Below are 23822 nucleotides of genomic sequence, written 5' to 3' on the forward strand. Positions count from 1 at the left end.
TTTCCATTTTACTTAGCCGCAAAGCGGATTATTTAGAGTATTCGTCAAAGTGAATTACATCGAGCTTTGGTACGGCAGAATGTTAGAACGCAGCATCTGCGGGATACCCAGGCCATAGTTGGAGCTAAGGCCGCGTAGCTCGATGTTAAAGCCGATTACGTTATCGTATTTGCTTTGGTTATTTTCCCAGCCGTTGATTTTACGTTCGACACCAACACGAATTGCATAGCAACAAGAGCTGTATTGGACGGCAAACATAGAGTCAGCGGACTGTCTGGCATTGGTATCATAGTAGTAAGCCCCGACTACCGACCAGCGATCGACTATCGGCCAGCTGGCTACCATACCTACCTGCGAGATCCCTTCTTTATATTGCTCATAAGAAGAGTAAGTAGGCAATGTTGCCTGAATATACTCCGGACTGGCATAACGGTAGGTTAACTGCGCTATACGATCCGTGTCTCGGCGGTACTCAATGGCACCACTGCCATTTGCAACATTGCCCAGGCGCGCGTCATACTGCACGCCGCCGCGCAGACCCCAGCGATCGGTCATACGCCAGTAAGTATCACCGGCCCAGAGCATAGAGCCCGTTTTCTTATCTTTCTCCCAGTTGATGTTGTCATCTCCGGTACGGGACTGGGTGAAATAGTAGATTTGACCAGCGGAGATATTAAAACGTTCAACCGAAGCATCATCATAAACGCGAGAAGTGACGCCGGTAGTCATTTGGTTGGCGGAAGCAATGCGGTCCAGGCCGCCGTAGGTACGGTCCCTGAACAGCCCGCTGTAGTCCGACTGTAAGAGCGAGGAGTCGTAGTTATTGATGTTGCTCTGGTTGCGGTAAGGCACGTACAGATACTGGGCGCGCGGCTCCAGGGTCTGAGTCCAGCCGGCTACGGAGTCCATATCGCGGTCGAAGATCAGCTTGCCGTCCATTTTAAACTGCGGCAGCGTGCGGTTGACCGTTGATTCTAAGCTGTTTGCAGAGTCTCGAGCCTGTTGATAAGGCCCGTAGGTTGGGACTGAATTATATTGAGCAGTGGTATAGGTTTTATATTTCTCGATATTGTCCTGCTGATAATGGGTCATCATCAGCTTAGCTTCGGTATTCAGGCTGGCCCAGCCGTTCGACAGCGGCAGGTTGATAACCGGTTCCAGGTGCAGACGTGTGGCTTCCGGCATATTGTCATTCACGTTGGTGAATTTAACCGCCTGGCCATAAATACGGGTATCAAATGGGCCAACATCGTTCTGGTAGAAGTTAACGTCCAGCTGCGGCTCTGCACGGTAAGAGCTGGTGCTTCCGCCAAGCTGATTAGCAAAGACCTGGAACTGTTTAGCGGACAATGTCGCGTCGAAGTTCTGGTTAGCGTAACCGACGCTGAATTTTTGCGTCGCGTAGCCGTCGGTGCTGGATCCGTACTTAGAGGTAAAGTCGTTAAAGTAGCGGGAGTCGCTAACCTTGGTGTAATCGACGTTAAAGCGCCATACCTGATCCATCACCCCGCTGTGGTTCCAGTAGAACAGCCAGCGGCGGTCTTTTGCTCCTGAATCGACGCCAGGTTCGTTCTTGTACTCATCGTCTGACGGCAGGTAATCAAACTCCATCAAGCCTGTACCCGCCTGGGTCAGATAGCGGAACTCGTTCTGCCATTGAATGCCGCCGCGCTTGCCTATGTAGTGCGGCGTAATGGTGGCATCGAAGTTCGGCGCAATGTTCCAGTAGTACGGCAGCGTGAACTCAAGGCCGTTGTTGGTGCTGTATTTAGCGCTTGGGATCAGGAAGCCTGAGCGACGTTTGTCACCAATCGGCAACTGCAGATAAGGGCTATAAAAGACCGGCACCGGGCCGAGCTTAAAGCGGGCGTTCCAGATCTCGGCGACTTCTTCCTGACGGTCCTGAATAACTTCGCTTCCTACCACGCTCCAGGTATTGGAGCCGGGCAGGCAGGAGGTAAACGTCCCGTTCTCGAGGATGGTGTAGCGGTTATCGCCGCGCTGCTTCATCAGGTCCGCAGTTCCGCGACCCTGGCGGCCTACCATCTGGTAATCACCGCTCCAGACGTTAGTATCTTTGGTATTTAAATTCGACCACGCTTTCGGACCTTTCAGGATGACCTGATTATCGTCGTAATGCACATTACCTAAGGCATCGACGGTGCGTACCGGTTCCGGCTGGCCTTCAACCTGCTTCTGATGCAGTTGGACTTCGTCAGACTGCAGACGGCTATTCCCCTGCTGAATGTCAACATTGCCGGTAAATACGGCATTATCCGGGTAATTTCCTTTGGCATGATCGGCCTGGATAGTTACCGGAAGGCTGTTGCCATCGTCCTGAACCAAAGGACGGTTGTAGCTTGGGATACCCAGCATACATTGCGAGGCAAGGTCGGCAGCCATACCTTGTTGGCTATAAAGCGCTGAGCCAATCAGGGTGGCCAGCAAGGTGGGAATACGTTTTTTCATACGTGTTATTTGTTGTTCCGTCATCAGGGTATAGCGAAGGCAAACGGTCAGAGACTAACGTACTCATCACCACAGCGCTAGTGTTAATCCAGCCCGTTCAGCAGGATGCCGTTAGGCACCGCTATCAATGGCGGGTATGATAAAGCAAATTCTAGACGACGGCATGACGATTTGGGGAGTATATGCGGTATTGGGGAAAAGTAGTGGGTGTTGCTTTGGGGTTAATCTCGGGCGGCGGCTTCTGGGGTGTGGTGATTGGTTTTCTTATCGGCCATATGTTCGATAAGGCGCGCAGCCGCCGTGGCGCCTGGTTTGCCAACCAGCAGCAGCGTCAGGCGCTGTTTTTTTCTACCACTTTTGAAGTGATGGGGCATCTCACCAAATCGAAAGGCAGAGTAACCGAGGCGGATATCCAAATCGCTTCTTTACTTATGGACCGCATGCAGCTCCACGGTGAAGCGCGCGCTGCGGCGCAAAGAGCCTTCCGGGACGGTAAAGAGAATGGCTACCCGCTGCGTGAAAAAATGCGTCAGATGCGCACCGTGTGCTTTGGCCGCTCCGATCTTATTCGGATGTTTCTGGAAATCCAAATCCAGGCGGCGTTCGCCGACGGTTCATTGCATCCGAATGAGCGGCAGGTGCTGTATGTCATTGCCGAAGAGTTGGGGATTTCTCGCGGCCAGTTTGACCAGTTCCTGCGCATGATGGAGGGCGGCCAGCAGTTTGGCGGCGGGCAGTATCAGCAGCAGTCACAGGGCGGCTTCTCTCAGCAGCAGCGGGGGCCAACGCTTGAGGACGCCTGCAATGTACTAGGGGTGAAAAGCTCCGATGAGCCGACGGTTATCAAGCGTGCCTACCGTAAGCTGATGAGCGAGCATCATCCGGATAAATTGGTGGCAAAAGGGTTACCGCCGGAAATGATGCAGATGGCGAAGCAGAAAGCGCAGGAAATTCAGGGTGCTTACGATCTGATTAAAACGACGAAAGGGTTCAAGTAGAAAAAAGCCTCCATTCGGAGGCTTTTAGTCAAAAGTCAGCAGGTGTTTTAAACGTCATTGGCGTACCGAAGCTTGGGTGGCTTATGGTAAGCATTTCGGCATGCAGTTGCAGACGAGGTGCCATTGCCAGCGCCTCAGGCGTGGCGTAGAAGCGGTCACCAAGGATCGGGTGCCCGAGCGCCTGCATATGGACACGCAGCTGGTGCGAGCGCCCGGTAATCGGCTTTAGCTGTACGCGGGCGGAATTATCCGCCGCGTATTCCAGCACCTGATATTCCGTCTGAGCCGCTTTCCCTGTTTCGTAGCACACCTTCTGCTTAGGCCTATTTGGCCAATCGCAAATCAGCGGCAAATCCACCATGCCTTTCTCCGGCTGCGGATGGCCCCAAACGCGAGCCACGTACTGCTTCTTCGGCTCGCGCTCGCGAAACTGGCGTTTGAGTTCACGCTCGGCCGCTTTGGTCAACGCCACTACAATAACGCCGCTGGTCGCCATATCAAGCCGATGGACCGATTCTGCCAGCGGATAGTCGCGCTGGACGCGCGTCATTACGCTGTCTTTATGCTCTTCAAGACGCCCGGGAACCGACAACAGGCCGCTGGGCTTGTTGACCACCATGATGTGCTCATCCTGGTAAAGGATGTGCAGCCACGGTTCAGTTGGCGGGTTGTACGGTTCCATCAACATTTACTCTGCATCCTTCAAGTCACAGCTGCGTTTGCTGCTCTTGTTTATCCCGGTCACTGGCTCAAGTCAGCGACCGGGAATGCTTTCTTTTGCCGCTTTGCTACAACTCGAATGGTTTGAGTAAAGCGACGTCTATTTACTGATGGGTAACGACAATCAGGCGAAGCGCATCCAGGCGCCAGTTAGCCTGGCTCAGGGCTTCCATCACCTGCTGACGGTTGCTTTCAATTGCCGCAAGTTCGTCATCACGGATGTTAGGGTTGACCGCCTTCAGCGCTTCCAGACGTGACAGTTCCGCACTCAGTTTCTCATCGGCTTCTTCGCGAGCAGAGTCGATCAGCTCCCGTGCAGCGCTGGCGACTTTCTCTTCGGCCAGTTGCAGAATCGCGTGAACGTCGGGCTGTACCGCATTGACCAGTTTGCTGCCGGTGTGGCGGTTAACCGCACTCAACTGGCGGTTGAAGCTTTCAAACTCCACCTGTGCCGCAAGGTTGGTGCCATTTTTATCAACCAGCATACGCACCGGCGTTGGCGGCAGGAAGCGGTTAAGCTGTAGCTGTTTAGGCGCTTTCGCTTCAACAACGTAGACCAGCTCAAGCAGCAGCGTGCCTACCGGCAGCGCCTTGTTCTTCAGCAGAGACAGGGCACAGCTCCCGGTATCGCCGGAAAGGATCAGATCCAGGCCGTTACGGATGATCGGGTGTTCCCAGGTAACAAACTGCGCGTCTTCGCGCGAAAGCGCCACATCACGTTCGAAGGTAATGGTGCAGCCATCTTCCGGCAGGCCCGGGAAGTCCGGCACCAGCATATGGTCGGACGGCGTCAGTACAACCATGTTGTCGCCACGATCGTCCTGGTTGATACCGACGATGTCGAACAGGTTCATCGCAAAGCTTACGAGGTTGGTATCGTTATCCTGCTCGGAAATTGCCTGCGCCAGCGCCTGGGCTTTTTCGCCGCCGTTGGAGTGGATCTCCAGCAGGCGGTCACGGCCCTGTTCAAGCTGAGTTTTCAGCGCATCGTGCTGCTCGCGGCACTGTTTAATCAGGCCATCAAAGCCTTCGGTGTTTTCCGGGGCGGCAAGGTACTCGATAAGCTGCGGGTAGACGCTATCGTAAATGGTGCGGCCGGTCGGGCAGGTATGCTCGAAGGCATCCAGGCCCGCGTGATACCAGTCTACCAGTACCGACTGCGCGGTTTTTTCCAGATAAGGAACGTGGATCTGGATATCGTGCGCCTGGCCGATACGGTCGAGGCGGCCAATACGTTGTTCCAGCAGATCCGGGTTAAACGGCAGGTCAAACATCACCAGCTGGCTGGCAAACTGGAAGTTACGCCCTTCAGAGCCGATTTCGGAGCACAGCAGGACCTGAGCGCCGGTGTCTTCTTCCGCAAACCAGGCGGCTGCGCGGTCGCGTTCGATAATTGACATGCCTTCATGGAACACGGCGGCACGAATGCCTTCGCGCTCGCGCAGAACCTGCTCAAGCTGTAGCGCGGTGGCGGCTTTGGCACAGATAACCAGCACTTTTTGCGAGCGGTGGCTGGTCAGGTAGCCCATCAGCCATTCGACGCGCGGATCGAAGTTCCACCAGGTGCCGGTATCGCCTTCGAATTCCTGATAAATCTGCTCCGGATAAAGCATATCGCGGGCGCGTTCCTCAACGGACTTGCGCGCCGCCATGATGCCGGAAACTTTAATCGCCGTTTGATACTGCGTTGGCAGCGGCAGGCGAATGGTATGAAGTTCGCGTTTCGGGAAGCCTTTCACGCCGTTACGGGTATTACGGAACAGCACGCGGCTGGTGCCGTGGCGGTCCATCAGCATAGAGATCAGCTCCTGACGAGCGGCCTCGCTGCCTTCGCGATCGCTATTGGCGGTTTGCAGCAGCGGCTCGATATCCTGCTCGCCGATAAGCTCGCCCATGGTGTTGAGCTGCTCGTCAGTCAGGCGATCGCCCGCCAGCAGCAGAGCAACGGCGTCCGCAACCGGACGGTAATGCTGCTGCTCTTCAACGAACATCTCGAAGTCATGGAAGCGGTTAGGATCAAGCAGGCGCAGACGCGCAAAGTGGCTTTCCATTCCCAGCTGTTCCGGCGTTGCCGTCAGCAGCAGCACGCCGGGTACGTGTTCGGCCAGTTGTTCGATGGCCTGGTATTCGCGGCTCGGTGCGTCTTCGCTCCACACCAGATGGTGGGCTTCATCGACAACCAGCAGATCCCATTCCGCTTCGCACAGGTTTTCAAGGCGCTGTTTGCTGCGGCGCACAAAGTCGAGCGAACAGATGACCAGCTGTTCGGTGTCAAACGGGTTGCTGCTGTCGTGCTGGGCTTCGGCATAGCGTTCGTCATCAAACAGGGCGAAACGCAGGTTGAAGCGGCGCAGCATTTCAACCAGCCACTGGTGTTGCAGGGTTTCCGGCACCACAATAATTACGCGCTCGGCGCTGCCTGCCAGAAGCTGCTGGTGGATTATCATCCCGGCTTCGATGGTTTTGCCCAGGCCAACTTCATCGGCGAGCAGGACGCGCGGCGCATGGCGGCGGCCTACATCATGGGCAATATTCAGCTGATGCGGGATAAGACTGGTGCGCATGCCGCGCAGTCCGCTCCAGATCTGGCGAGATTGTTCGCTCTGATATTTGCGCGCGCGAAAACGTAGCGCAAAACGGTCCATGCGGTCGATTTGCCCGGCAAACAGGCGATCCTGAGGCTTGCTGAACACCAGCTTGCTGTCGAGAAACACTTCGCGCAGCAGAACGCTTTGTTCTTCGGTGTCGAGGCGGGTACCAAGGTAGGCGAGTAAACCCTTTTCTTCCTTAACTTCATCAACTTTTAGCTGCCAGCCTTCATGGCTGGTAATGATGTCGCCCGGGTTAAACATCACGCGGGTGATAGGCGAGTCATTTCTGGCATACAGACGATTTTCACCCGTTGCCGGGAATAGCAGAGTAACCATGCGCGTATCGAGCGCCACAACGGTTCCCAGTCCCAGTTCGCTTTCGGTATCGCTGATCCAACGTTGACCAAGTATAAAAGGCATAAGTTTTCGGCTCTATTTCAGTGACTTAAATTTGCAGGCAATAGCATGACTACCGCGCACAAGGGGCGCAGTCGTTTAAAATTGGGTCTATGGATTCGGAGAAGGGCGCTATGGTACTGGATGGCAACGGATTCGTCACCTGCTTGTCACACCCCGAGTCTATTAAAATAGCCCCATTTGCCCCGTCATCAGTGTAGCAAAGTCATCCTCAAGGAAGGGCAAAATCCCTTCGGCCACCGGCTGTAGCTGGCGCGTCAGGTAATGATCGTAATCCAGAGGGGCCTGCTGGTAATCCACAGGTTCGGGGCCGTTTAGCGTCATCACATATTTTATTGTACCGCGGTTTTGGTACTGCGTCGGGCGCCCAAGCCGCTGGTTATGCTCGTCGGCAAGTCGGGCGGCGCGGACGTGAGGCGGGACATTTTTCTGGTATTCACTTAGCGGGCGGCGCAGCCTTTTGCGATAAATCAGCTGGGTGTCCAGCTCGCCCGCCATCAGGCTGGCAATCGTCTCACGAATATAATCCTGATAGGGCTCGTTGCGGAAAATCCGCAGGTACAGCGTTTGCTGGAACTGTTGGGCGAGGGGCGTCCAGTCCGTGCGCACCGTTTCCAGCCCCTTGAACACCATGCGCTGAGCGTCGCCCTCCTGAATCATCCCGGCATAGCGTTTTTTACTGCCTTGATCCGTTCCTCTGATGGTCGGCATCAGGAAACGGCTGAAATGGGTTTCGTACTCCAGCTCCAGCGCACAGCTGAGGTTTTGTGTGTTCTTCAGGTGCTCGCGCCACCAGTTATTAACGTGCTCAACCAGTTGGTTACCGATGCGCGCGGCATCCTGCTCGGTGTGTGCCTTTTTAAGCCAGATAAAGGTTGAATCCGTATCGCCATAAATCACGTCATACCCGCAGGCTTCTATTAATTCCCTGGTCTGGCGCATGATCTCATGTCCACGCATGGTGATCGATGAGGCAAGACGGGGATCGAAAAAGCGGCAGGCGCTGGTGCCCAGCACGCCATAAAAGGCGTTCATGATTATTTTCAACGCCTGGGACAGAGGTTTATTGCCCCGGCGTTTTGCTTCGTCTCGGCCGTGCCATATTTGGCCGACTATTTCCGGCAGGCAGTGTTTTTCGCGGGAGAACCACCCGCCAATAAAACCTTCAACAGCGTGCGCGGAGTCCGGCTGCGCTGTGCCTTCGACCAGCCCGACAGGATCGATTAAAAAGGTGCGAATGATAGATGGGTACAGGCTTTTATAATCCAGCACCAGCACCGAGTCGTACAGCCCGGGGCGGGAATCCATAACGTAGCCGCCGGGGCTTGCCTGCGGCGGCACTTCACCAAGGTTAGGTGCGACATAACCGGCGCGGTGCATACGCGGGAAATAGAGATGACTGAATGCCGCTACCGAGCCGCCGTGTTTGTCCAGCGGCAGTCCGTTCACCGAAGCGCGCTCCAGCAGGAACGGCATCAGCTCGGTTTTATGGAAAATCCGCGTAACCAGCTCGCAGTCTTTGAGGTTATAGGTTGCCAGGGCGGGCTTATCTTCGGCAAAGCGGCGATCGATCTCATCCATTCGATCCCATGGGTTATCGATAGATTTGCCTTCTCCCAGCAGCTCGCGTGAGACGGTTTCCAGAGAAAAAGAGGAAAAATTCCAGAATGCGGATTTCAGGGCTTCAATACCGTCGATGATCACTCGCCCGGCAATCTGGGCGAAGAATACGCCCTGCTTGAAACCGTGCTCGCGCCACTCCAGCAGGCTGTTGCCACGGCCCAGCCGCAGCGGTACCTGATAGCGTTCTGCCATTTTTTGCAGCACCCGCAGGTCGAACTGCACCACGTTCCAGCCTATCAGGACGTCGGGATCGTGTTCGGCAAACCAGGCGTTGAGCTTTTCAAGCAGCAGAGGGCGGCTGGCAACATATTCCAGCGTGAAATCCAAACTGGAGGCCTCGCCGTTCTCCGGCCCCAGCATGTAGACGTGGCGCTGGCCGCAGCCCTCAAGGCCGATGCAGTAAAGCTCGCCGTGGCGGTTGGTTTCGATATCCAGCGATACCCATTTCAGCGGCGGGCGATATTCCGGGGCCGGCTTCAGGCGCGTGTCGAGCAGCACTTCGCCCTGAGGCTGGCCGCTGAACCAGACCGGGGCGGTGATAAAGCGCTCCATCAGGAAACGCTCCGGCGGGCGGATGTCCGCTTCGTAAACCGTTACGCCGCCGTCCCGCAGCAGTTTCTCAAGCCTGATGAGCTGGCGGTGCTGGTGGCAATAAAGACCGGCCACCGGCTGACGGTGGAAATCTTTTAGCTCAAGCGGAGTGAGGCGGAACTGGCTTTCGCCTGCCAGCAAACGCTGCGCCTGCGCCAGCTGTGCCTGCGGAATAAAAGCCACGGACTCCTGCGGCGGCAGGCGCACTTTTTGCGGGCCAGCATCGGTGGCCAGCCAGAAATCAACTTCGGTTCCGCGTGGAGTATCCCGCCAGTGTCTGGTCAGCAGAAACCCCTGACGAGCTTGAGACACGCTGCATTCTCTCTCAGGAAAAGTGATTCGATTATAGTCCATTTTGCGGCTGATTACTGCATTTATATACAGTGTTGTCGAGCGGTGCCGCAAACCATCCGGAACTTTCCCGGCTATTATTTATTCATATAAATGATACCTTGACGGCCATCACGTTAATTCTGGAGAATCCCCCGCTCGTTTATCGACGGAAAGCCTATGGAAGCCTTACTGGAACACTTTATTACGCAGTCAGTAGCATATTCGCTTTTCGCGGTGATGCTGGTGGCCTTCTTTGAGTCGCTGGCGCTGGTGGGGCTTATCCTGCCGGGCACGGTGATGATGGCGGGGCTTGGCGCGCTTATCGGCAGCGGGCAGGTCAATTTTTACTATGCATGGGGCGCCGGAATTGTAGGCTGCCTGCTGGGCGACTGGATTTCATTCTGGCTGGGGCAGCGTTTTAAAGGGCCGCTGCACCGCTGGTCGTTTATGAAGAAGAACAAGGCGCTGCTGGATAAAACCGAGCACGCCCTGCATCAGCACAGCATGTTTACCATTCTGGTTGGGCGGTTTGTTGGCCCGACGCGGCCGCTGGTGCCGATGGTTGCCGGAATGCTGGACTTGCCGCTGGCTAAGTTTCTGCCGCCGAATATCATTGGCTGCCTGCTCTGGCCTCCGCTCTATTTTATGCCCGGTATTTTGGCCGGCGCGGCGATAGACATTCCGGCAGATATGAAGAGCGCCAGCTTTAAGTGGCTGCTGCTGGCGGTGGCGCTGCTGTTATGGCTGGCCGCCTGGCTGTGCTGGCGTTGGTATCGTAGCGATAAGAGCGGCTCAGACAGGCTTACCCGCTTTCTGCCTCGATCGCGTTTACACTGGCTGGCGCCGTTGATGCTGGTGGCCGGAATCGGCAGCCTGGTGGCGCTGCTTCAGCATCCGCTGATGCCGGTTTACTGGGATATTTTGTGGAAGGTTTTATCCCACTAGCGGCCGATACCCAACAGCGTCGAGGCGCTTGCCTCGCCGCTTAGCAGCGTTTTTGTTTCCCCATCCCAGGCTATACGTCCGTCCATAACGACAAGGCTGCGTTCGGCAATGCGCGCCGCATCTTCAGTGCTATGAGAGACCATCAGCAGCGTCAGCCGCTGCTCCCGACACAGTTCATCAAGCAGCTGTAGCATCTCCTGGCGCAGCGCCGGGTCGAGCGCCGAAAAGGGTTCATCCAGCAATAAAATAGGCTGCTGACGCACCAGACAACGGGCCAGCGCCACACGCTGGCGCTGGCCGCCGGAAAGCTGGGACGGCAGACGATCGAGCATCTTCTGCAACCCCATGCGCTCTGCCATTGCCACCAGCCTGCTCTGCTGCTGCGCATTTAGCTTCATACCGGGGTGCATACCGAGGGCGATGTTCTGCCGGACGTTAAGGTGGCTGAACAGGTTGTTTTCCTGAAATAGCATGGACACAGGGCGAGCCGAAGGCGGCGTTCGGGTATGTTCTTTTCCGTCCAGCTTGATGCTGCCGCTGGCCGGTTCAAGGAAACCGGCAACCAGGCTCAGCAGCGTGCTTTTCCCCGCGCCGCTTGGCCCAAGGATTGCCACGCGTTCACCGGCGGTAACGCGGAGAGAAAAGCGCATGGGTAAATGCTGATACAGCCAGGTTACATCAGTCAGAGTTAGCATCGCGTCCCGGTAATTTTTCAATCAAAGTGAACAGCATAAAGCACAGAAGTAATAGCAACAGCGCCGTCACCGCGCCATCCTGGCTGCGGTAAGAGCCGATTTGCTGGTACAGCCAAAACGGCAGCGTGCGGAAATCTTCATTGCCAAACAACGCAACCACGCCAAAATCGCCGATAGAGAGCACGCAGGCAAACGCCAGCGCCTGAGAAATTGGGATTTTGAGCGCCCTGAGTTCAATAAACCGCAGGCGATTCAAACCGCTAATATTCAGCGACTGGCAGAGCTGCGTATAGCGTTCCGCTACGTCACGCATGGGGTTTTCCAGCACTTTCAGCGCATAGGGAATGGCCATCAGCGCATTGGTAAAAATGACAATTGCATCGGCAGACTGGGGCAGGCCGACGGTATTATTGAGCAGCAGGAAGAAGCCGGTAGCCAGTACGATACCCGGCATTGCCAGAATCAACATACCGCTTAGTTCTATAGCCTGCCCGGCAAACACTCGCTTGCGCAGCCGCAGTTCACGCGAGCTCCACAGCAGCATCATGGTTAACACAACGCAGATAATTCCGGCGGCAACCGCAATGCGCAGCGAAGTCCAGAGCGCCTGCCAGAGCGCGGCCTGCCGGAGCACGCTGCTCATGCTGCTATTGATTCCGTCGAACATCACCGCCAGCAAAGGCGGGAGCAATAGCAGCAATGCTAGCCCGATGAGCAGGCCATCGCACAGTTTACGGCGCAGAGAATCCTGCGGATCTCGCCAGCCTTGTAGCTGGCTTGAACCCACGGGGATAGCCTTGCTTAGTCTTTGGCTGAGCAGCACCAGCCCAAGGCAGCAAGCCATTTGCAGCAGCGCAAGCAGCGCGGCTCTGGCAGGATCGTAGTCGTAGCTCAGGGCCTGGAAGATAGCCAGTTCGATGGTTGTTGCCTGAGGTCCTCCGCCCAGCGAGAGCACGGTCGCGAAACTGGCAAAGCAGAGCATAAAGATAAGCGCCCCGGCCGGCAGAATTTGCCGCCGCAGCCACGGCCATTCGACGAAGTGAAAGAAATTCCAGCCCTGCATACCCAGCTGCGCGGCCAGCTGGCGCTGCTCTGATGGAATATTATTCAGCGCCTGGAGCAGCAGGCGGGTGGCCATCGGCATGTTGAAAAAAACATGCGCCAGAAGGATGCCCTGTAAGCCGTAAGGCGAGAAATGCCACTCGAGGCCAAGCCAGCCGCAAAGCGTTGCCAGCCAGCCTTCGCGCCCGTAAACCGAGAGAATGCCGAATACCGCGACAAGCACCGGCAGCACCAGCGTCATGGCGCACAGCCGCAACAGCGCCATACGGCCTGGAAAACGCCGTCGATAAAGCGCCCGAGCTAAAAAGATAGCCGGGAAAACGGAGAGTGCGGCGGAAAGAAAGGCCTGCCAGAAAGAGAAGCGCAGAACATGCCAGATATAGCTGTCCTGCAGCAGCGCGGAGACGTCCGTTTGCGGAGCGTTAAACCACAGCGCAAGGAAAGCCGCCAGGGCTACCGCCACCACCAGCGTGGCGGCAAATAGCCCTGGATAGAGCCAGCCGGGGATCAGCGGCTGACGGCGCGTTGCCATTCACTAATCCAGGTAGTCCGCTGGGCCGCGACCTGCTGAGGCGTAAACTCCAGCGTGGTTTGCGGTTTCACCAGCCCGTCAAAACCGGCGGGTAATTTCACGTCGGTTACCGGGTACATCCAGTTGCCGGTAGCGATAGTGTTCTGGAACCCAGGGGTGGTAATGAATTTGATAAATTTCTCCGCCAGCTCGGGCTGTTTGCTGCTGGCAAGACGCCCGGCAACTTCAACCTGCAGGTAGTGGCCTTCACTGAAGTCCGCTGCTGCGTAGTTGTCTTTCTTCTCTTCAATGATGTGGTAAGCCGGGGAGGTGGTGTAGCTCATGACCAGGTCGGCTTCACCTTTGAGGAACAGGCCATAAGCTTCGCTCCAGCCTTTGGTAACGGTGACGGTTTTTTTCGCCAGCTTCTGCCAGGCTTCTGGCGCTTCGTCGCCATACACTTTCTGCATCCAGAGCAGCAAACCCAGCCCCGGCGTGCTGGTACGTGGGTCCTGATAAATCACTTTCCATTTCTGGTCGCTTTCGACCAGCTCTTTCAGGCTTTTCGGCGGGTTTTTCAGCTTGTTTTTGTCATAAACAAAAGCGAAGTAGCCGTAATCATAAGGAACAAACGTGCTGTTTTTCCAGCCGCCGGGCACTTTCAGGCTAGCGGTATCGATATTGGATGGCGCAAACAGTTTAGTTTGTGAAGCCGCGTCCAGCAGGTTGTTGTCCAGCCCCAGCACCACGTCAGCCTTGCTGTTTTTACCTTCCATGCGCACGCGGTTGAGCAGCGACACGCCGTCTTCCAGCGCGACAAATTTCAGTTCGCAGTTACACTCGGCCTCAAACGCTTTTTTAACCGCCGGGCCAGGGCCCCAGTCGGCGGAAAATGAGTCGTAGGTGTAAACGGTTAATACGGGCTTAGCAAAAACGGGAGCGGCGACCAGCGCCAGCAGCGGCAGTAATTTTTTGAACACTTCGCACCTCTTATAAAAGGGGGCAAAGGAATTGAGCGGACTGTCTCAAATCCCTTCGCCGGCGTTATCCGGATCAGGTTCGACGGGTATTATCTCAGCGCGGACAATTTGTCCTGGCACCCCGTTGAGCAGGGAGGATTCTACTGATTTCCTCTGTGTTACGAAAGCGTTATGGGCCGGGTGGCGCAAACCAGGCTGATTTAAAATCAAACCAGCCGAGGGTGTTCATTCTTACCCCGCGCATACTGCGCTGACCTTCGATGCGCAACCAGTGGTGAATCAAGGGCATAACGTCGTTTCGCTCCAGCATTTGCTTGCACCATTCCGGCAGAGGAAGGGTTTTTCCGTGCCAGCGGCGTGCGTCGCCCTGCCAGTCCAGCGGCATGCATTTTTGGATAAGCGGCACTTCATACAGCTGGGCGAACAGGGAATATTCCAGCGGCATCGTAAAGTTAACGCTGTTCAGCCAGATATCGCTTTGTGCATCGCCCTGGTGCCACTCGGCGTAATCGACTTCCTGGATAATCAGCTTCACGCCCTGCTCGGCCAGCAGTTCGGTCATGATATTGCTGATAACGCGGTGTTCTACATGGTCGCGGTAGTAGGTGAGGGTAATGCTTTCGAGGCCAGCAGGCCTGGCGGGCAGCGGGCCGGGGCGCGAATGATGCCAGCGCGGCAGCAGGCCGTAGGCAGGGAACCAGTATTGCTGATACTGCTCGGCCGCACGGTAAATGAGATTGACCGGCGAAAGGATGTGGCCAATCCACTGGCGTACGCCTTCGTGAACGCCGAGCGTGGAGCGGCTGTCGAACAGCAGGTAGTAGCAGCCTTCTTCGGGGCGGCTTTCAACGGCTTTTTCGCTGTCCGGCATGCCCTGGAGCTGCACGCCGCAGCTCGACTCTTCCCCCACTTCCGGCAGTACCCAGAAGTTAACTTCATCAATCAGCGCCCGGAAGCCGAAGTAATCATCAAATGCATGGATCTTCAGCTGGTTGCGATTATTACGGGCGACGGAATAAGGCCCTGTGCCAACGGGTTGGCTGGCAAAATCCGGCATCGTCGTCCATTCGCGCGGCAGGATCATGGCGTTAACGCTGCCCAGCAGCCACGGCAGCCAGTCATCCGGCTGGCTGAGATGAATATCCAGTGTCCAGGTGGTCGGGGAGGTTATCTGCGTGATGTGGGCAAACAGCGGCAGGGTATTGATGCGCTGTAGCGAGGTAATGATATCCAGCATGTCCAACTCCCGGCCATGATGGAAATGAATGCCGGGGCGGAGAAAGAAGCGCCAGCGTAAAGGGGATATTTGCTGCCAGTGATGGGCAATATCCGCTTCCAGTTCCCCATTTTCCTCATTTATACGCGTCAGGCCGCTAAAAATTTGCCTTGCGATATGGGTTTCGGAGCGCCGCAGCGCCGAGCCGGGCAGCAGGTTAAGCAGCGGGCGGTAGTAAAGCACACGCAAAATATGGCGCCCCTGGCGGAAGCTGCGTCCCAAATGGGAAATAAGCATCTGGCGCACAGCCGCCTTATCGCCAACGATTTGCACCAGCTGATCGATGCGATCCTGCTCGAGCAAATCTTCGGCTCGCTGTTGCTGAAGCGCCAGCCCGGTATAGAGAAAGGTGAGCTGCGAGCGTTTGCCGCGGCCCGCTTCGGCCTGCCAGCTTAGCCAGCCTTTTTCCTGCATGGCGTTCAGCAATGTGCGCATATGGCGACGTGAACAGCTCAGCAGCTCGGCCAGATCATTAAGCGTAGTTTCCTGTGGTTTGCCCTCGCAGCACTGCCACAGGCGGATGAATTGTTGTTGCAGACGTGACGAAGACATAAAAGAGGAACTCCCGCTGGAAACTCATCAATTTAACTATCCCTATATTACGTCAATAATCATCGGCGATGAAGCGAGGAGGTGTTTATGATGCGGTCATCACCTGTGAAGTTTTTCCAACAGTACTTTGCTGCGACACAATCTGTTCGTTCTGGATGGCTGGCTCGCCTGACGGTAGAGCAAAGACTAAGGATGCTCGAAGACTTGATGCAGTGGGAGGTTACAACCCCGATGCCCGAAAATACCCCCGCGCCGACTCATGTGTGACTGAGTATTGGTGCTTTTCACCGGCCAGCAGCTGTTTACTGCTGGCTTTTTTCGTTTAAAATTTACGCGCTTAGCCTCTGCCTTCGACTCCCTGGCCTTTTAAGGACTTTCCATGCTCTGGTTTTTGACCCGCGCACGTCGTTTTAACCCGGTATATGCCGCTTTTATGGCTGTCGCTTTTATGATGGGGATAGCGGGTGCGCTACAGGCCCCAACGCTTAGCCTCTTTTTAACACGAGAAGTTGAGGTGCGCCCGTTCTGGGTCGGGCTGTTCTACACCGTCAACGCCATCGCCGGGATAGGCGTCAGCCTGCTGCTCGCAAAGAGATCGGACAGCCAGGGCGACAGGCGCAAGCTGATTATGGTGTGCTGTGTGATGGCGGTTGCGAACTGCATTTTGTTTGCTTTTAACCGCCACTATCTGACGTTGATTACCGTTGGTGTGATGTTCGCCTCCATTGCTAACACCGCTATGCCGCAAATCTTTGCCCTGGCGCGCGAATATGCCGACCGCTCCGCGCGGGAAGTGGTGATGTTCAGCTCGGTGATGCGCGCCCAGCTCTCGCTTGCCTGGGTGATTGGCCCGCCGCTCTCTTTTATGCTGGCGCTGAAATACGGCTTTACCACCATGTTTCTTATTGCCGCCGGGATTTTTGTTATCTCGCTGGCGCTGATTGTTTTTGCTTTGCCTTCGGTTGCCAGGGTGGAGCAACCCGCCGAAGTCGCCATAACCCAGGTCAGCGGCTGGAAGGACAGCAATGTCCGCATGCTGTTTATTGCCTCAATGCTGATGTGGACCTGCAACACCATGTACATCATCGATATGCCGCTGTGGATAAGCCAGGATCTCGGCCTGCCGGACGAGCTGGCGGGCCTATTAATGGGCACCGCCGCCGGGCTGGAAATCCCGGCGATGATTCTGGCGGGCTACTACGTGAAGCGCTTCGGTAAGCGAAACATGATGGTGGTCGCGGTGGCGGCCGGCGTGCTGTTTTACCTCGGGCTGATTTTCTTTCACGGTAAGGCGGCGCTGCTGGCCTTGCAGCTGTTTAACGCAGTGTTTATCGGCATTATTGCCGGGATCGGGATGTTGTGGTTCCAGGACTTAATGCCCGGCAGGCCGGGGTCTGCTACTACGTTATTTACCAACAGTATTTCAACGGGCGTCATTCTGGCGGGGATTTTACAGGGCGCGCTGGCGGAGAGTTTTGGTCACTATTCGGTGTACTGGCTGATGGCGGGGCTGGCTGTTGTTGCGCTTTACCTCACCAGCCGGGTTAAGAATGTTTGATAATTTTAGCCCTCTCCCGGAAAAGGAGAGGGCTAAGCGTTACTGCATAAAGGCCGGTAATTTTTGCTCGTAGCCGGAAATCGCGGCTTCGTGCTGCAATGTCAGGCCGATGCTGTCCAGACCGTTTAACATGCAGTGACGGCGGAAGCTGTCGAGCTCGAACGAGTAGCTTTTCTCGCCTGCCTGAACGGTTTTCGCCTCCAGATCTACCACAAACTTAATCCCCGGCTGGGCGGCGACAAGCTTAAACAGCTCGTCCACCTGCTCGTCGCTTAACGTTACCGGCAGCAGCTGATTGTTAAACGAGTTGCCGTAGAAGATATCGGCAAAGCTCGGGGCGATAACCACTTTAAAACCGTAGTCGGTCAACGCCCAGGGCGCATGCTCGCGGGAAGAGCCGCAGCCAAAGTTTTCACGCGCCAGAAGAATAGAAGCGCCTTTAAACTCAGGGTAGTTCAGCACGAACTCTGGGTTCGGCTGCTGGCCCGCATCATCCAGAAAACGCCAGTCGTTAAACAGGTGAGCGCCAAAACCGGTGCGGGTAACCTTCTGCAAAAACTGCTTCGGTATAATGGCATCGGTATCGACGTTCGCCGCGTCCAGCGGAACGACCAGGCCGGTATGTTGGATAAATTTCTCTGCCATGGTAGTTCCTCTTATTTCAATGTACGAATATCAGCAAAATGACCGGCAACCGCGGCGGCGGCGGCCATTGCAGGGCTGACCAGATGAGTACGCCCACCGCGGCCCTGGCGACCTTCAAAGTTACGGTTGCTGGTGGAGGCGCAGCGCTCGCCTGGGTTCAGGCGGTCGTTGTTCATAGCCAGGCACATGGAGCAGCCCGGCAGGCGCCATTCAAAACCGGCTTCAATGAAAATTTTGTCCAGACCTTCGGCTTCGGCCTGAGCTTTAACCGGGCCGGAGCCTGGAACGACCATCGCCAGTACGCCGGGAGCAACTTTGCGCCCTTTTGCGATTTCGGCCGCCGCACGCAGGTCTTCGATACGCGAGTTGGTACAGGAGCCGATAAACACTTTATCGATAGCCACTTCGGTCAGCGGGATACCCGGCTTCAGGCCCATATAGGCCAACGCTTTCTCGGCAGAGGCGCGCTCGACCGGATCGCTGAACGAGTCAGGGTTAGGGATATTGTCGGTCACCGAGATGACCTGGCCTGGGTTGGTTCCCCAGGTTACCTGCGGTGCGATTTCAGCGGCATCTAACGTTACGGTGGTGTCGAAGTTAGCGCCTTCATCGGTGCTGAAGGTTTTCCAGTAAGCAACCGCATCGTCCCAGTCAGCGCCTTTTGGTGCGTGCAGGCGGCCATTAACATAGTTGAAGGTGGTTTCGTCCGGCGCGACCAGACCCGCCTTAGCACCCATTTCAATCGCCATGTTGCACAGCGTCATGCGGCCTTCCATGCTCAGGGCACGGATAGCTTCCCCGCAGAACTCAACGACGTGGCCGGTACCGCCCGCGCTGCCGGTTTTACCGATGATCGCCAGCACGATATCTTTGGCCGTGATGCCGGGTGCTGCGGTGCCTTTGACCTCGATCTTCATAGTCTTAGCGCGTCCCTGTTTCAGGGTCTGTGTTGCCAGCACGTGTTCAACTTCGGAAGTACCGATGCCGAACGCCAGCGCGCCAAACGCGCCGTGGGTGGCGGTGTGGGAGTCGCCGCAGACGATGGTCATACCCGGCAGAGTAATGCCCTGTTCCGGCCCCATCACGTGGACGATGCCCTGGTAAGGGTGGTTCAAATCGTAGAGTTCAACGCCAAACTCTTTGCAGTTCTTCATCAACTCTTGCATCTGAATGCGGGCCATCTCGCCGGAAGCGTTGATGTCTTTGGTCTGGGTTGAAACGTTGTGATCCATGGTGGCGAAAGTCTTCCCCGGCTGGCGCACAGGGCGGCCGTGGGCGCGCAGGCCGTCGAATGCCTGTGGAGAGGTCACTTCATGCACCAGATGGCGGTCGATGTACAGCAGCGGCGTCTCTTCCGGGGCTTCAAAGACCACATGGGCGTCGTACAATTTCTGATATAAGGTCTTAGCCATGATTACTTCCCCTGAGCCACGTAGCGGGCAATGATATCGCCCATTTCGTCGGTGCTGATTGCTTTACCATCACGGGCTAAGTCGCCGGTGCGGTGGCCTTCTTCTAACGCGCGGTTAATTGCGCCTTCGATAGCCTGAGCGGCCTGTTCCGCATCCAGGCTGTAGCGCAGCAGCAGCGCCAGAGACAGGATTTGCGCGATAGGGTTGGCGATGTTCTTGCCTGCGATGTCCGGCGCGGAACCGCCCGCAGGTTCGTACAGGCCAAAGCCCAGCTCGTTCAGGCTGGCGGACGGCAGCATCCCCATGGAACCGGTTATCATCGCGCACTCGTCGGACAAAATATCGCCAAACAGGTTGGAGCACAGCAGCACGTCAAACTGAGAAGGATCTTTAATTAACTGCATGGTGGCGTTGTCGATATACATATGGGACAGCGACACGTCAGGGTATTCTTTGCCGATTTCGTTGACGATTTCCCGCCACAACAGCGAAGTTTGCAGCACGTTCGCTTTATCGATAGAGGTCACTTTACCGCGGCGTTTACGAGCGGATTCAAAAGCGATACGGGCGATTCGCTCGATCTCAAAGCGGTGGTAAACCTCAGTATCGTAGGCTTTTTCGTGCATGCCGCTGCCTTCGCGGCCCTTAGGCTGGCCGAAGTAAATCCCGCCGGTCAGTTCGCGAACGCACAGAATGTCGAAGCCGTTTGCCGCGATATCGGCGCGCAGCGGGCAAAACTCTTCCAGCCCCTGATACAGACGCGCCGGACGCAGGTTGCTGAACAGTTTGAAATGTTTGCGCAGCGGCAGCAGGGCACCGCGCTCGGGCTGCTCTGCCGGCGGTAAATGTTCCCATTTAGGGCCGCCCACGGAGCCGAATAAAATCGCATCGGCCTGCTCGCAGCCTTCAACCGTTGCCTGCGGCAGAGGGCTGCCGTGACGATCGATAGCCGCACCGCCTACGTCATGCGTGCTGGTGGTGATGCGGATATCAAAGCGGTTACGAACTGCATCCAGTACTTTCAGGGCCTGAGCCATCACTTCCGGGCCAATACCGTCGCCCGGCAAAACTGCAATATGATAATTTTTCGACATTACACGGTTTCCTGATTTTGTTCTTTATTCTGATGTTGAGCTTTGCGTTGCAATTCTTTTTCGACTTCACCGGCGCGCCAGATGTTGTTCAGCACATGCACCATCGCTTTGGCGGATGACTCGACGATGTCGGTAGTCAGGCCGACGCCGTGGAAGCGGCGGCCGTTGTAGTTGGCGACGATATCAACCTGGCCCAGCGCGTCTTTACCCTGGCCTTTGGCGCTCAAGCTGTATTTCACCAGCTCAATATCGTATTCGGTGATGCGGTTAATAGCCTGGTACACGGCATCTACAGGGCCGTTGCCGTTTGCCGCTTCGGCCTTAATTTCTTCCCCACAGGCCAGCTTCACGGAGGCGGTGGCGATGCCGTTGGAGCCTGACTGCACGCTGAAGTAGTCCAGGCGGAAGTGTTCGGGCTCTTCCTGCTGTTTGTTGATGAAGGCCAATGCTTCCAGATCGTAGTCAAAGACCTGGCCTTTTTTATCTGCCAGTTTCAGGAAGGCGTCGTACAGATTATCCAGGCTGTAGTCGTTTTCTTTGTAACCCATTTCATCCATGCGGTGCTTCACGGCCGCACGACCGGAGCGAGAGGTCAGGTTTAACTGCACCTGGTTCAGGCCAATGGATTCCGGGGTCATGATTTCGTAGTTTTCGCGGTTCTTCAGCACGCCGTCCTGGTGAATGCCGGAGGAGTGGGCGAAAGCGCCGGTGCCGACGATGGCTTTGTTAGCCGGGACCGGCATATTGCAGATTTGGCTGACCATCTGGCTGGTGCGCCAGATTTCCTGATGATTGATGCGGGTGTGCAGGTTCATGATGTCCTTGCGCACCTTGATAGCCATGATGACTTCCTCCAGCGAGCAGTTACCCGCGCGCTCGCCGATGCCGTTCATCGCGCCTTCAACCTGGCGAGCACCCGCGTGCACCGCAGCGATGGCGTTGCCGACGGCCAGGCCCAGGTCGTCATGGGTGTGAACGGAGATAATCGCTTTGTCGATATTTGGCACACGCTCATACAGGCCGGTGATGATGTTGGAGAACTCAAACGGCATGGTATAGCCGACGGTGTCCGGGATGTTGATGGTGGTAGCGCCGGCGTTAATCGCGGCTTCTACTACGCGAGCCAGATCGGCGATTGGCGTACGGCCAGCATCTTCACAGGAAAACTCAACATCATCGGTGTAGTTGCGGGCGCGTTTTACCATGTAAACGGCACGCTCGATAACTTCGTCCAGCGTACTGCGCAGCTTGGTGGCAATATGCATCGGCGAAGTGGCGATAAAGGTATGAATTCGGAAAGCTTCGGCAACTTTCAGCGACTCGGCGGCGACATCAATATCTTTCTCTACGCAGCGGGCCAAAGCACAAACACGGCTGTTTTTGATATTACGGGCGATGGTCTGAACGGACTCGAAATCACCCGGAGAGGAGACCGGGAAGCCGACTTCCATTACATCTACGCCCATACGTTCCAGCGCCATGGCTATCTGCAGTTTCTCTTTCACGCTCAGGCTGGCCTGTAATGCCTGCTCACCGTCACGCAATGTAGTATCAAAAATAATAACTTGCTGGCTCATGGTTAGGTCCTTTATCTGTCCTGGGCGCCTTCGCTACGAGCATAAAAAAACCCGCGCATTGGCGCGGGTTTTATTTGTCTGAAGGCTTGAATCAACGCTGATTGTCGCCCACCAGTCTACCGCGCAAATAAGATGCGTTTAGTAGTAGACCAAGTAGGCGGATGCTGTGATTCATGTTCAAGCCCTGAGTAATTTCGTGATGTATTAATTGGTACTTGATCTGCTGGCGGCTGTCAACACTTATCCAGACAGGCGCAGCGGGTATGTCGCTTTTCACGGTTTCTCATTCAGAGGAAAACACCACTAAAGAATTTTTTACGAATATATATGAAAGCATCACAGTTAAATTAATCAATTTTCGATTATGGTCGTTTTTTGATAGTACCTTGTATGAATATTATAAAAATCATGTATTGTTTTCCCGCTGGCAAAAACGATATTAAATACGGGTAAGTTTTAATGCTTCTTGTTAATTGTTAATGGTTGCTTATAAATGGGGTGAGCTTAATATTTAAAGGTGCATGCTTTCGAAAGGACCATCAGCCCAGTTTGCCAGTCGAGTAAATATTGATGACGGAGTTTTCAGGTTCTTGAACCGTGGAAGGGAACCCAATTTGCTGCTGGAGTAATAAAATGACTGATGAACTCATTGAATGTCCGAATGTTCAGGAAATAATAAAATCACAATTGCGAGAAGTTGACCTGAATTTGCTCACGGTTTTTGACGCCGTGATGCAGGCTGAAAGTATTACCGGGGCCGCCAGACTGCTGGGGATGTCTCAGCCAGCGGTCAGCAATGCGGTTTCCCGGCTGAAGATAATGTTTAACGATGAGCTTTTCGTCCGCTATGGGCGAGGTATACAGCCAACCGGAAGGGCGTTTCAGCTGTTCAGTATTGTGCGCCACGTCCTGCAACTGGTTCAGAATGAGCTACCGGGTGCCGGGTTTGATCCTCTTGGAAGTGAGCGAGTTTTTAATATTTGCATTTCCAGCCCGCTGGATAACCGAATAATACCGATTTTTTATGATGCGGTTAAATATTCCGCACCCTATATTAAGTTGGGTTTTAAATCATGTTTTGGCCCTGATATTGAGCATCAGATGCGGCATCAGAAAGTCGACTTTGTGATTAGTTACGAAGAATTTGTTCGGCCCGAATTTAAGCGCATGGCGCTGTTTAAGGACGAAATGGTATTAGTTACCGGGCCGCAACATCCAGGCTTTTGTGACTCGTTCAGCATCACCGATTTTTATAATGAGCGCCATGCTACCGCTTCTCTGGATAACTACGGCTCATTCAGTTTTCTTTGGTATGATACGGCTGAAAAACAAAATTCTATTGCCTGGCAGGGCGTAGCGATTACCAGCGTTTTGAATGTGGTTTCGCAGACGAAACTGGTCGGCGTAGCGCCGCGTTGGCTGGCTGAGAAGTTCGCTAATGAACTGAAAATAAATATTTTTCCGCTTCCTTTTGCGCAAAAAACTCGAACCTGTTATCTGTCGTGGCATGAATCAGCCGGGCAGGACAGAGGGCATTTGTGGATGCAGACTCTAATAAAGACAATTTGCTGTCAGTGAAAAAGGTAAATTGGCCAGCAATCGCGGAAGGTCACCGTTCTTTTTTCTCCCTTTTGTTTAAAATGCAGCATTTTATACTTTAGCACTTTCTGACTGCCGCTCTGCGGCGGTTATGAATCTCTAAATTAATGTATAACGCACTGCATTTACCTCCATCTCTGACATATTCGTTAACAAGCCTCCCCGCTGTTCAGT

Annotated in this window: 18 protein-coding genes and 1 riboswitch; of the genes, 5 read left to right on the forward strand and 13 right to left on the reverse strand. The window is 55.1% G+C overall.

Annotated elements, in window-relative coordinates; genetic code table 11:
• Positions 1-54 precede the first annotated feature (54 nt).
• On the reverse strand, positions 55-2469 hold the full coding sequence (gene lptD / locus HMPREF0201_RS02410) for an LPS assembly protein LptD (protein WP_039897899.1): 2415 nt from the start codon (positions 2467-2469) through the stop codon (positions 55-57).
• Between the two features lie 182 nt (positions 2470-2651).
• On the opposite strand from lptD, the gene djlA reads away from it, so the two are divergent.
• On the forward strand, positions 2652-3467 hold the full coding sequence (djlA, locus tag HMPREF0201_RS02415) for a co-chaperone DjlA (RefSeq protein WP_016534863.1): 816 nt from the start codon (positions 2652-2654) through the stop codon (positions 3465-3467).
• A gap of 28 nt (positions 3468-3495) precedes the next feature.
• Here the strand turns inward: djlA and rluA are convergent, their stop codons facing one another.
• The 3 genes from rluA to polB all read right to left on the reverse strand — a co-directional run bounded on the left by rluA (position 3496) and on the right by polB (position 9721).
• Positions 3496-4155 (reverse strand): bifunctional tRNA pseudouridine(32) synthase/23S rRNA pseudouridine(746) synthase RluA, encoded by a 660-nt coding sequence (gene rluA / locus HMPREF0201_RS02420; RefSeq protein ID WP_016534864.1) that lies wholly within the window; start codon positions 4153-4155, stop codon positions 3496-3498.
• A gap of 136 nt (positions 4156-4291) precedes the next feature.
• Positions 4292-7198, reverse strand: a complete 2907-nt coding sequence (rapA, locus tag HMPREF0201_RS02425) for an RNA polymerase-associated protein RapA (RefSeq protein WP_016534866.1) — start codon at positions 7196-7198, stop codon at positions 4292-4294.
• Between the two features lie 162 nt (positions 7199-7360).
• Entirely contained in the window at positions 7361-9721 is a 2361-nt protein-coding gene (gene polB, locus HMPREF0201_RS02430; RefSeq protein WP_039897900.1) for a DNA polymerase II, read from the reverse strand.
• A gap of 198 nt (positions 9722-9919) precedes the next feature.
• Between polB and HMPREF0201_RS02435 the strand changes: the two genes are divergently transcribed.
• Complete coding sequence (locus HMPREF0201_RS02435; RefSeq protein WP_016534868.1) at positions 9920-10687, forward strand: DedA family protein; 768 nt, start codon at positions 9920-9922, stop codon at positions 10685-10687.
• Here HMPREF0201_RS02435 and thiQ read toward each other — a convergent pair.
• The 4 genes from thiQ to sgrR all read right to left on the reverse strand — a co-directional run bounded on the left by thiQ (position 10684) and on the right by sgrR (position 15763).
• A complete protein-coding gene (gene thiQ, locus HMPREF0201_RS02440; RefSeq protein WP_016534869.1) occupies positions 10684-11382 on the reverse strand; it encodes a thiamine ABC transporter ATP-binding protein ThiQ in 699 nt (232 codons plus the stop codon). The two genes, HMPREF0201_RS02435 and thiQ, sit on opposite strands and share 4 nt — an antisense overlap.
• Positions 11366-12976 carry a thiamine/thiamine pyrophosphate ABC transporter permease ThiP gene (gene thiP, locus HMPREF0201_RS02445; RefSeq protein WP_016534870.1) on the reverse strand — a complete coding sequence of 537 codons (1611 nt, stop codon included), beginning with the start codon at positions 12974-12976 and terminating at the stop codon, positions 11366-11368. Before thiP ends, thiQ begins: the two co-directional genes overlap by 17 nt.
• On the reverse strand, positions 12952-13935 hold the full coding sequence (gene thiB / locus HMPREF0201_RS02450; protein WP_016534871.1) for a thiamine ABC transporter substrate binding subunit: 984 nt from the start codon (positions 13933-13935) through the stop codon (positions 12952-12954). The genes thiP and thiB overlap by 25 nt, the downstream gene beginning before the upstream one ends.
• A gap of 32 nt (positions 13936-13967) precedes the next feature.
• Positions 13968-14069: riboswitch (TPP riboswitch) on the reverse strand.
• A gap of 35 nt (positions 14070-14104) precedes the next feature.
• Positions 14105-15763, reverse strand: coding sequence for an HTH-type transcriptional regulator SgrR (gene sgrR, locus HMPREF0201_RS02455; protein ID WP_039897902.1), 1659 nt, complete (start codon positions 15761-15763; stop codon positions 14105-14107).
• A 90-nt stretch (positions 15764-15853) separates the two neighbouring features.
• Here sgrR and sgrT point away from each other — a divergent pair, with 90 nt between their 5' ends.
• Positions 15854-16030, forward strand: a complete 177-nt coding sequence (gene sgrT, locus HMPREF0201_RS02460) for a glucose uptake inhibitor SgrT (protein WP_392397294.1) — start codon at positions 15854-15856, stop codon at positions 16028-16030.
• A gap of 112 nt (positions 16031-16142) precedes the next feature.
• Positions 16143-17321: a sugar efflux transporter gene (locus HMPREF0201_RS02465; RefSeq protein ID WP_016534873.1), complete on the forward strand. Its 1179-nt coding sequence runs from the start codon at positions 16143-16145 to the stop codon at positions 17319-17321.
• Positions 17322-17360: 39 nt separating this feature from the next.
• On the opposite strand, the gene leuD is transcribed toward HMPREF0201_RS02465, so the two are convergent.
• The 5 genes from leuD to leuL all read right to left on the reverse strand — a co-directional run bounded on the left by leuD (position 17361) and on the right by leuL (position 22224).
• On the reverse strand, positions 17361-17966 hold the full coding sequence (gene leuD, locus HMPREF0201_RS02470) for a 3-isopropylmalate dehydratase small subunit (protein ID WP_016534874.1): 606 nt from the start codon (positions 17964-17966) through the stop codon (positions 17361-17363).
• An 11-nt stretch (positions 17967-17977) separates the two neighbouring features.
• Positions 17978-19378 carry a 3-isopropylmalate dehydratase large subunit gene (gene leuC, locus HMPREF0201_RS02475; RefSeq protein ID WP_016534875.1) on the reverse strand — a complete coding sequence of 467 codons (1401 nt, stop codon included), beginning with the start codon at positions 19376-19378 and terminating at the stop codon, positions 17978-17980.
• 2 nt (positions 19379-19380) lie between these two features.
• Entirely contained in the window at positions 19381-20472 is a 1092-nt protein-coding gene (gene leuB / locus HMPREF0201_RS02480; protein ID WP_016534876.1) for a 3-isopropylmalate dehydrogenase, read from the reverse strand.
• Positions 20472-22049 carry a 2-isopropylmalate synthase gene (gene leuA / locus HMPREF0201_RS02485; RefSeq protein WP_016534877.1) on the reverse strand — a complete coding sequence of 526 codons (1578 nt, stop codon included), beginning with the start codon at positions 22047-22049 and terminating at the stop codon, positions 20472-20474. The genes leuB and leuA overlap by 1 nt, the downstream gene beginning before the upstream one ends.
• 91 nt (positions 22050-22140) lie before the next feature.
• The gene (gene leuL, locus HMPREF0201_RS23500; RefSeq protein WP_227318491.1) at positions 22141-22224 is read right to left on the reverse strand and encodes a leu operon leader peptide; all 84 of its coding nucleotides are present in this window, start codon (positions 22222-22224) and stop codon (positions 22141-22143) included.
• A gap of 458 nt (positions 22225-22682) precedes the next feature.
• Between leuL and leuO the strand changes: the two genes are divergently transcribed.
• Positions 22683-23627, forward strand: coding sequence for a transcriptional regulator LeuO (gene leuO / locus HMPREF0201_RS02490; protein ID WP_016534879.1), 945 nt, complete (start codon positions 22683-22685; stop codon positions 23625-23627).
• The last annotated feature ends 195 nt before the right edge of the window (positions 23628-23822 follow it).

The sequence above is a fragment of the Cedecea davisae DSM 4568 genome (assembly GCF_000412335.2).
Classification (GTDB): domain Bacteria; phylum Pseudomonadota; class Gammaproteobacteria; order Enterobacterales; family Enterobacteriaceae; genus Cedecea; species Cedecea davisae.

Excerpts from the sequence above, each read along its gene's own strand:
- leuL (WP_227318491.1), bottom strand. The coding sequence starts at position 22,224 with ATGAATCACAGCATCCGCCTACTTGGTCTACTACTAAACGCATCTTAT.
- rapA (WP_016534866.1), bottom strand. The coding sequence starts at position 7,198 with ATGCCTTTTATACTTGGTCAACGTTGGATCAGCGATACCGAAAGCGAA.
- leuC (WP_016534875.1), bottom strand. The coding sequence starts at position 19,378 with ATGGCTAAGACCTTATATCAGAAATTGTACGACGCCCATGTGGTCTTT.
- HMPREF0201_RS02465 (WP_016534873.1), top strand. The coding sequence starts at position 16,143 with ATGCTCTGGTTTTTGACCCGCGCACGTCGTTTTAACCCGGTATATGCC.
- djlA (WP_016534863.1), top strand. The coding sequence starts at position 2,652 with ATGCGGTATTGGGGAAAAGTAGTGGGTGTTGCTTTGGGGTTAATCTCG.
- leuA (WP_016534877.1), bottom strand. The coding sequence starts at position 22,049 with ATGAGCCAGCAAGTTATTATTTTTGATACTACATTGCGTGACGGTGAG.
- leuD (WP_016534874.1), bottom strand. The coding sequence starts at position 17,966 with ATGGCAGAGAAATTTATCCAACATACCGGCCTGGTCGTTCCGCTGGAC.
- rluA (WP_016534864.1), bottom strand. The coding sequence starts at position 4,155 with ATGTTGATGGAACCGTACAACCCGCCAACTGAACCGTGGCTGCACATC.
- HMPREF0201_RS02435 (WP_016534868.1), top strand. The coding sequence starts at position 9,920 with ATGGAAGCCTTACTGGAACACTTTATTACGCAGTCAGTAGCATATTCG.
- leuB (WP_016534876.1), bottom strand. The coding sequence starts at position 20,472 with ATGTCGAAAAATTATCATATTGCAGTTTTGCCGGGCGACGGTATTGGC.
- lptD (WP_039897899.1), bottom strand. The coding sequence starts at position 2,469 with ATGAAAAAACGTATTCCCACCTTGCTGGCCACCCTGATTGGCTCAGCG.
- sgrT (WP_392397294.1), top strand. The coding sequence starts at position 15,854 with ATGCGGTCATCACCTGTGAAGTTTTTCCAACAGTACTTTGCTGCGACA.
- leuO (WP_016534879.1), top strand. The coding sequence starts at position 22,683 with ATGACTGATGAACTCATTGAATGTCCGAATGTTCAGGAAATAATAAAA.
- thiQ (WP_016534869.1), bottom strand. The coding sequence starts at position 11,382 with ATGCTAACTCTGACTGATGTAACCTGGCTGTATCAGCATTTACCCATG.
- sgrR (WP_039897902.1), bottom strand. The coding sequence starts at position 15,763 with ATGTCTTCGTCACGTCTGCAACAACAATTCATCCGCCTGTGGCAGTGC.
- thiP (WP_016534870.1), bottom strand. The coding sequence starts at position 12,976 with ATGGCAACGCGCCGTCAGCCGCTGATCCCCGGCTGGCTCTATCCAGGG.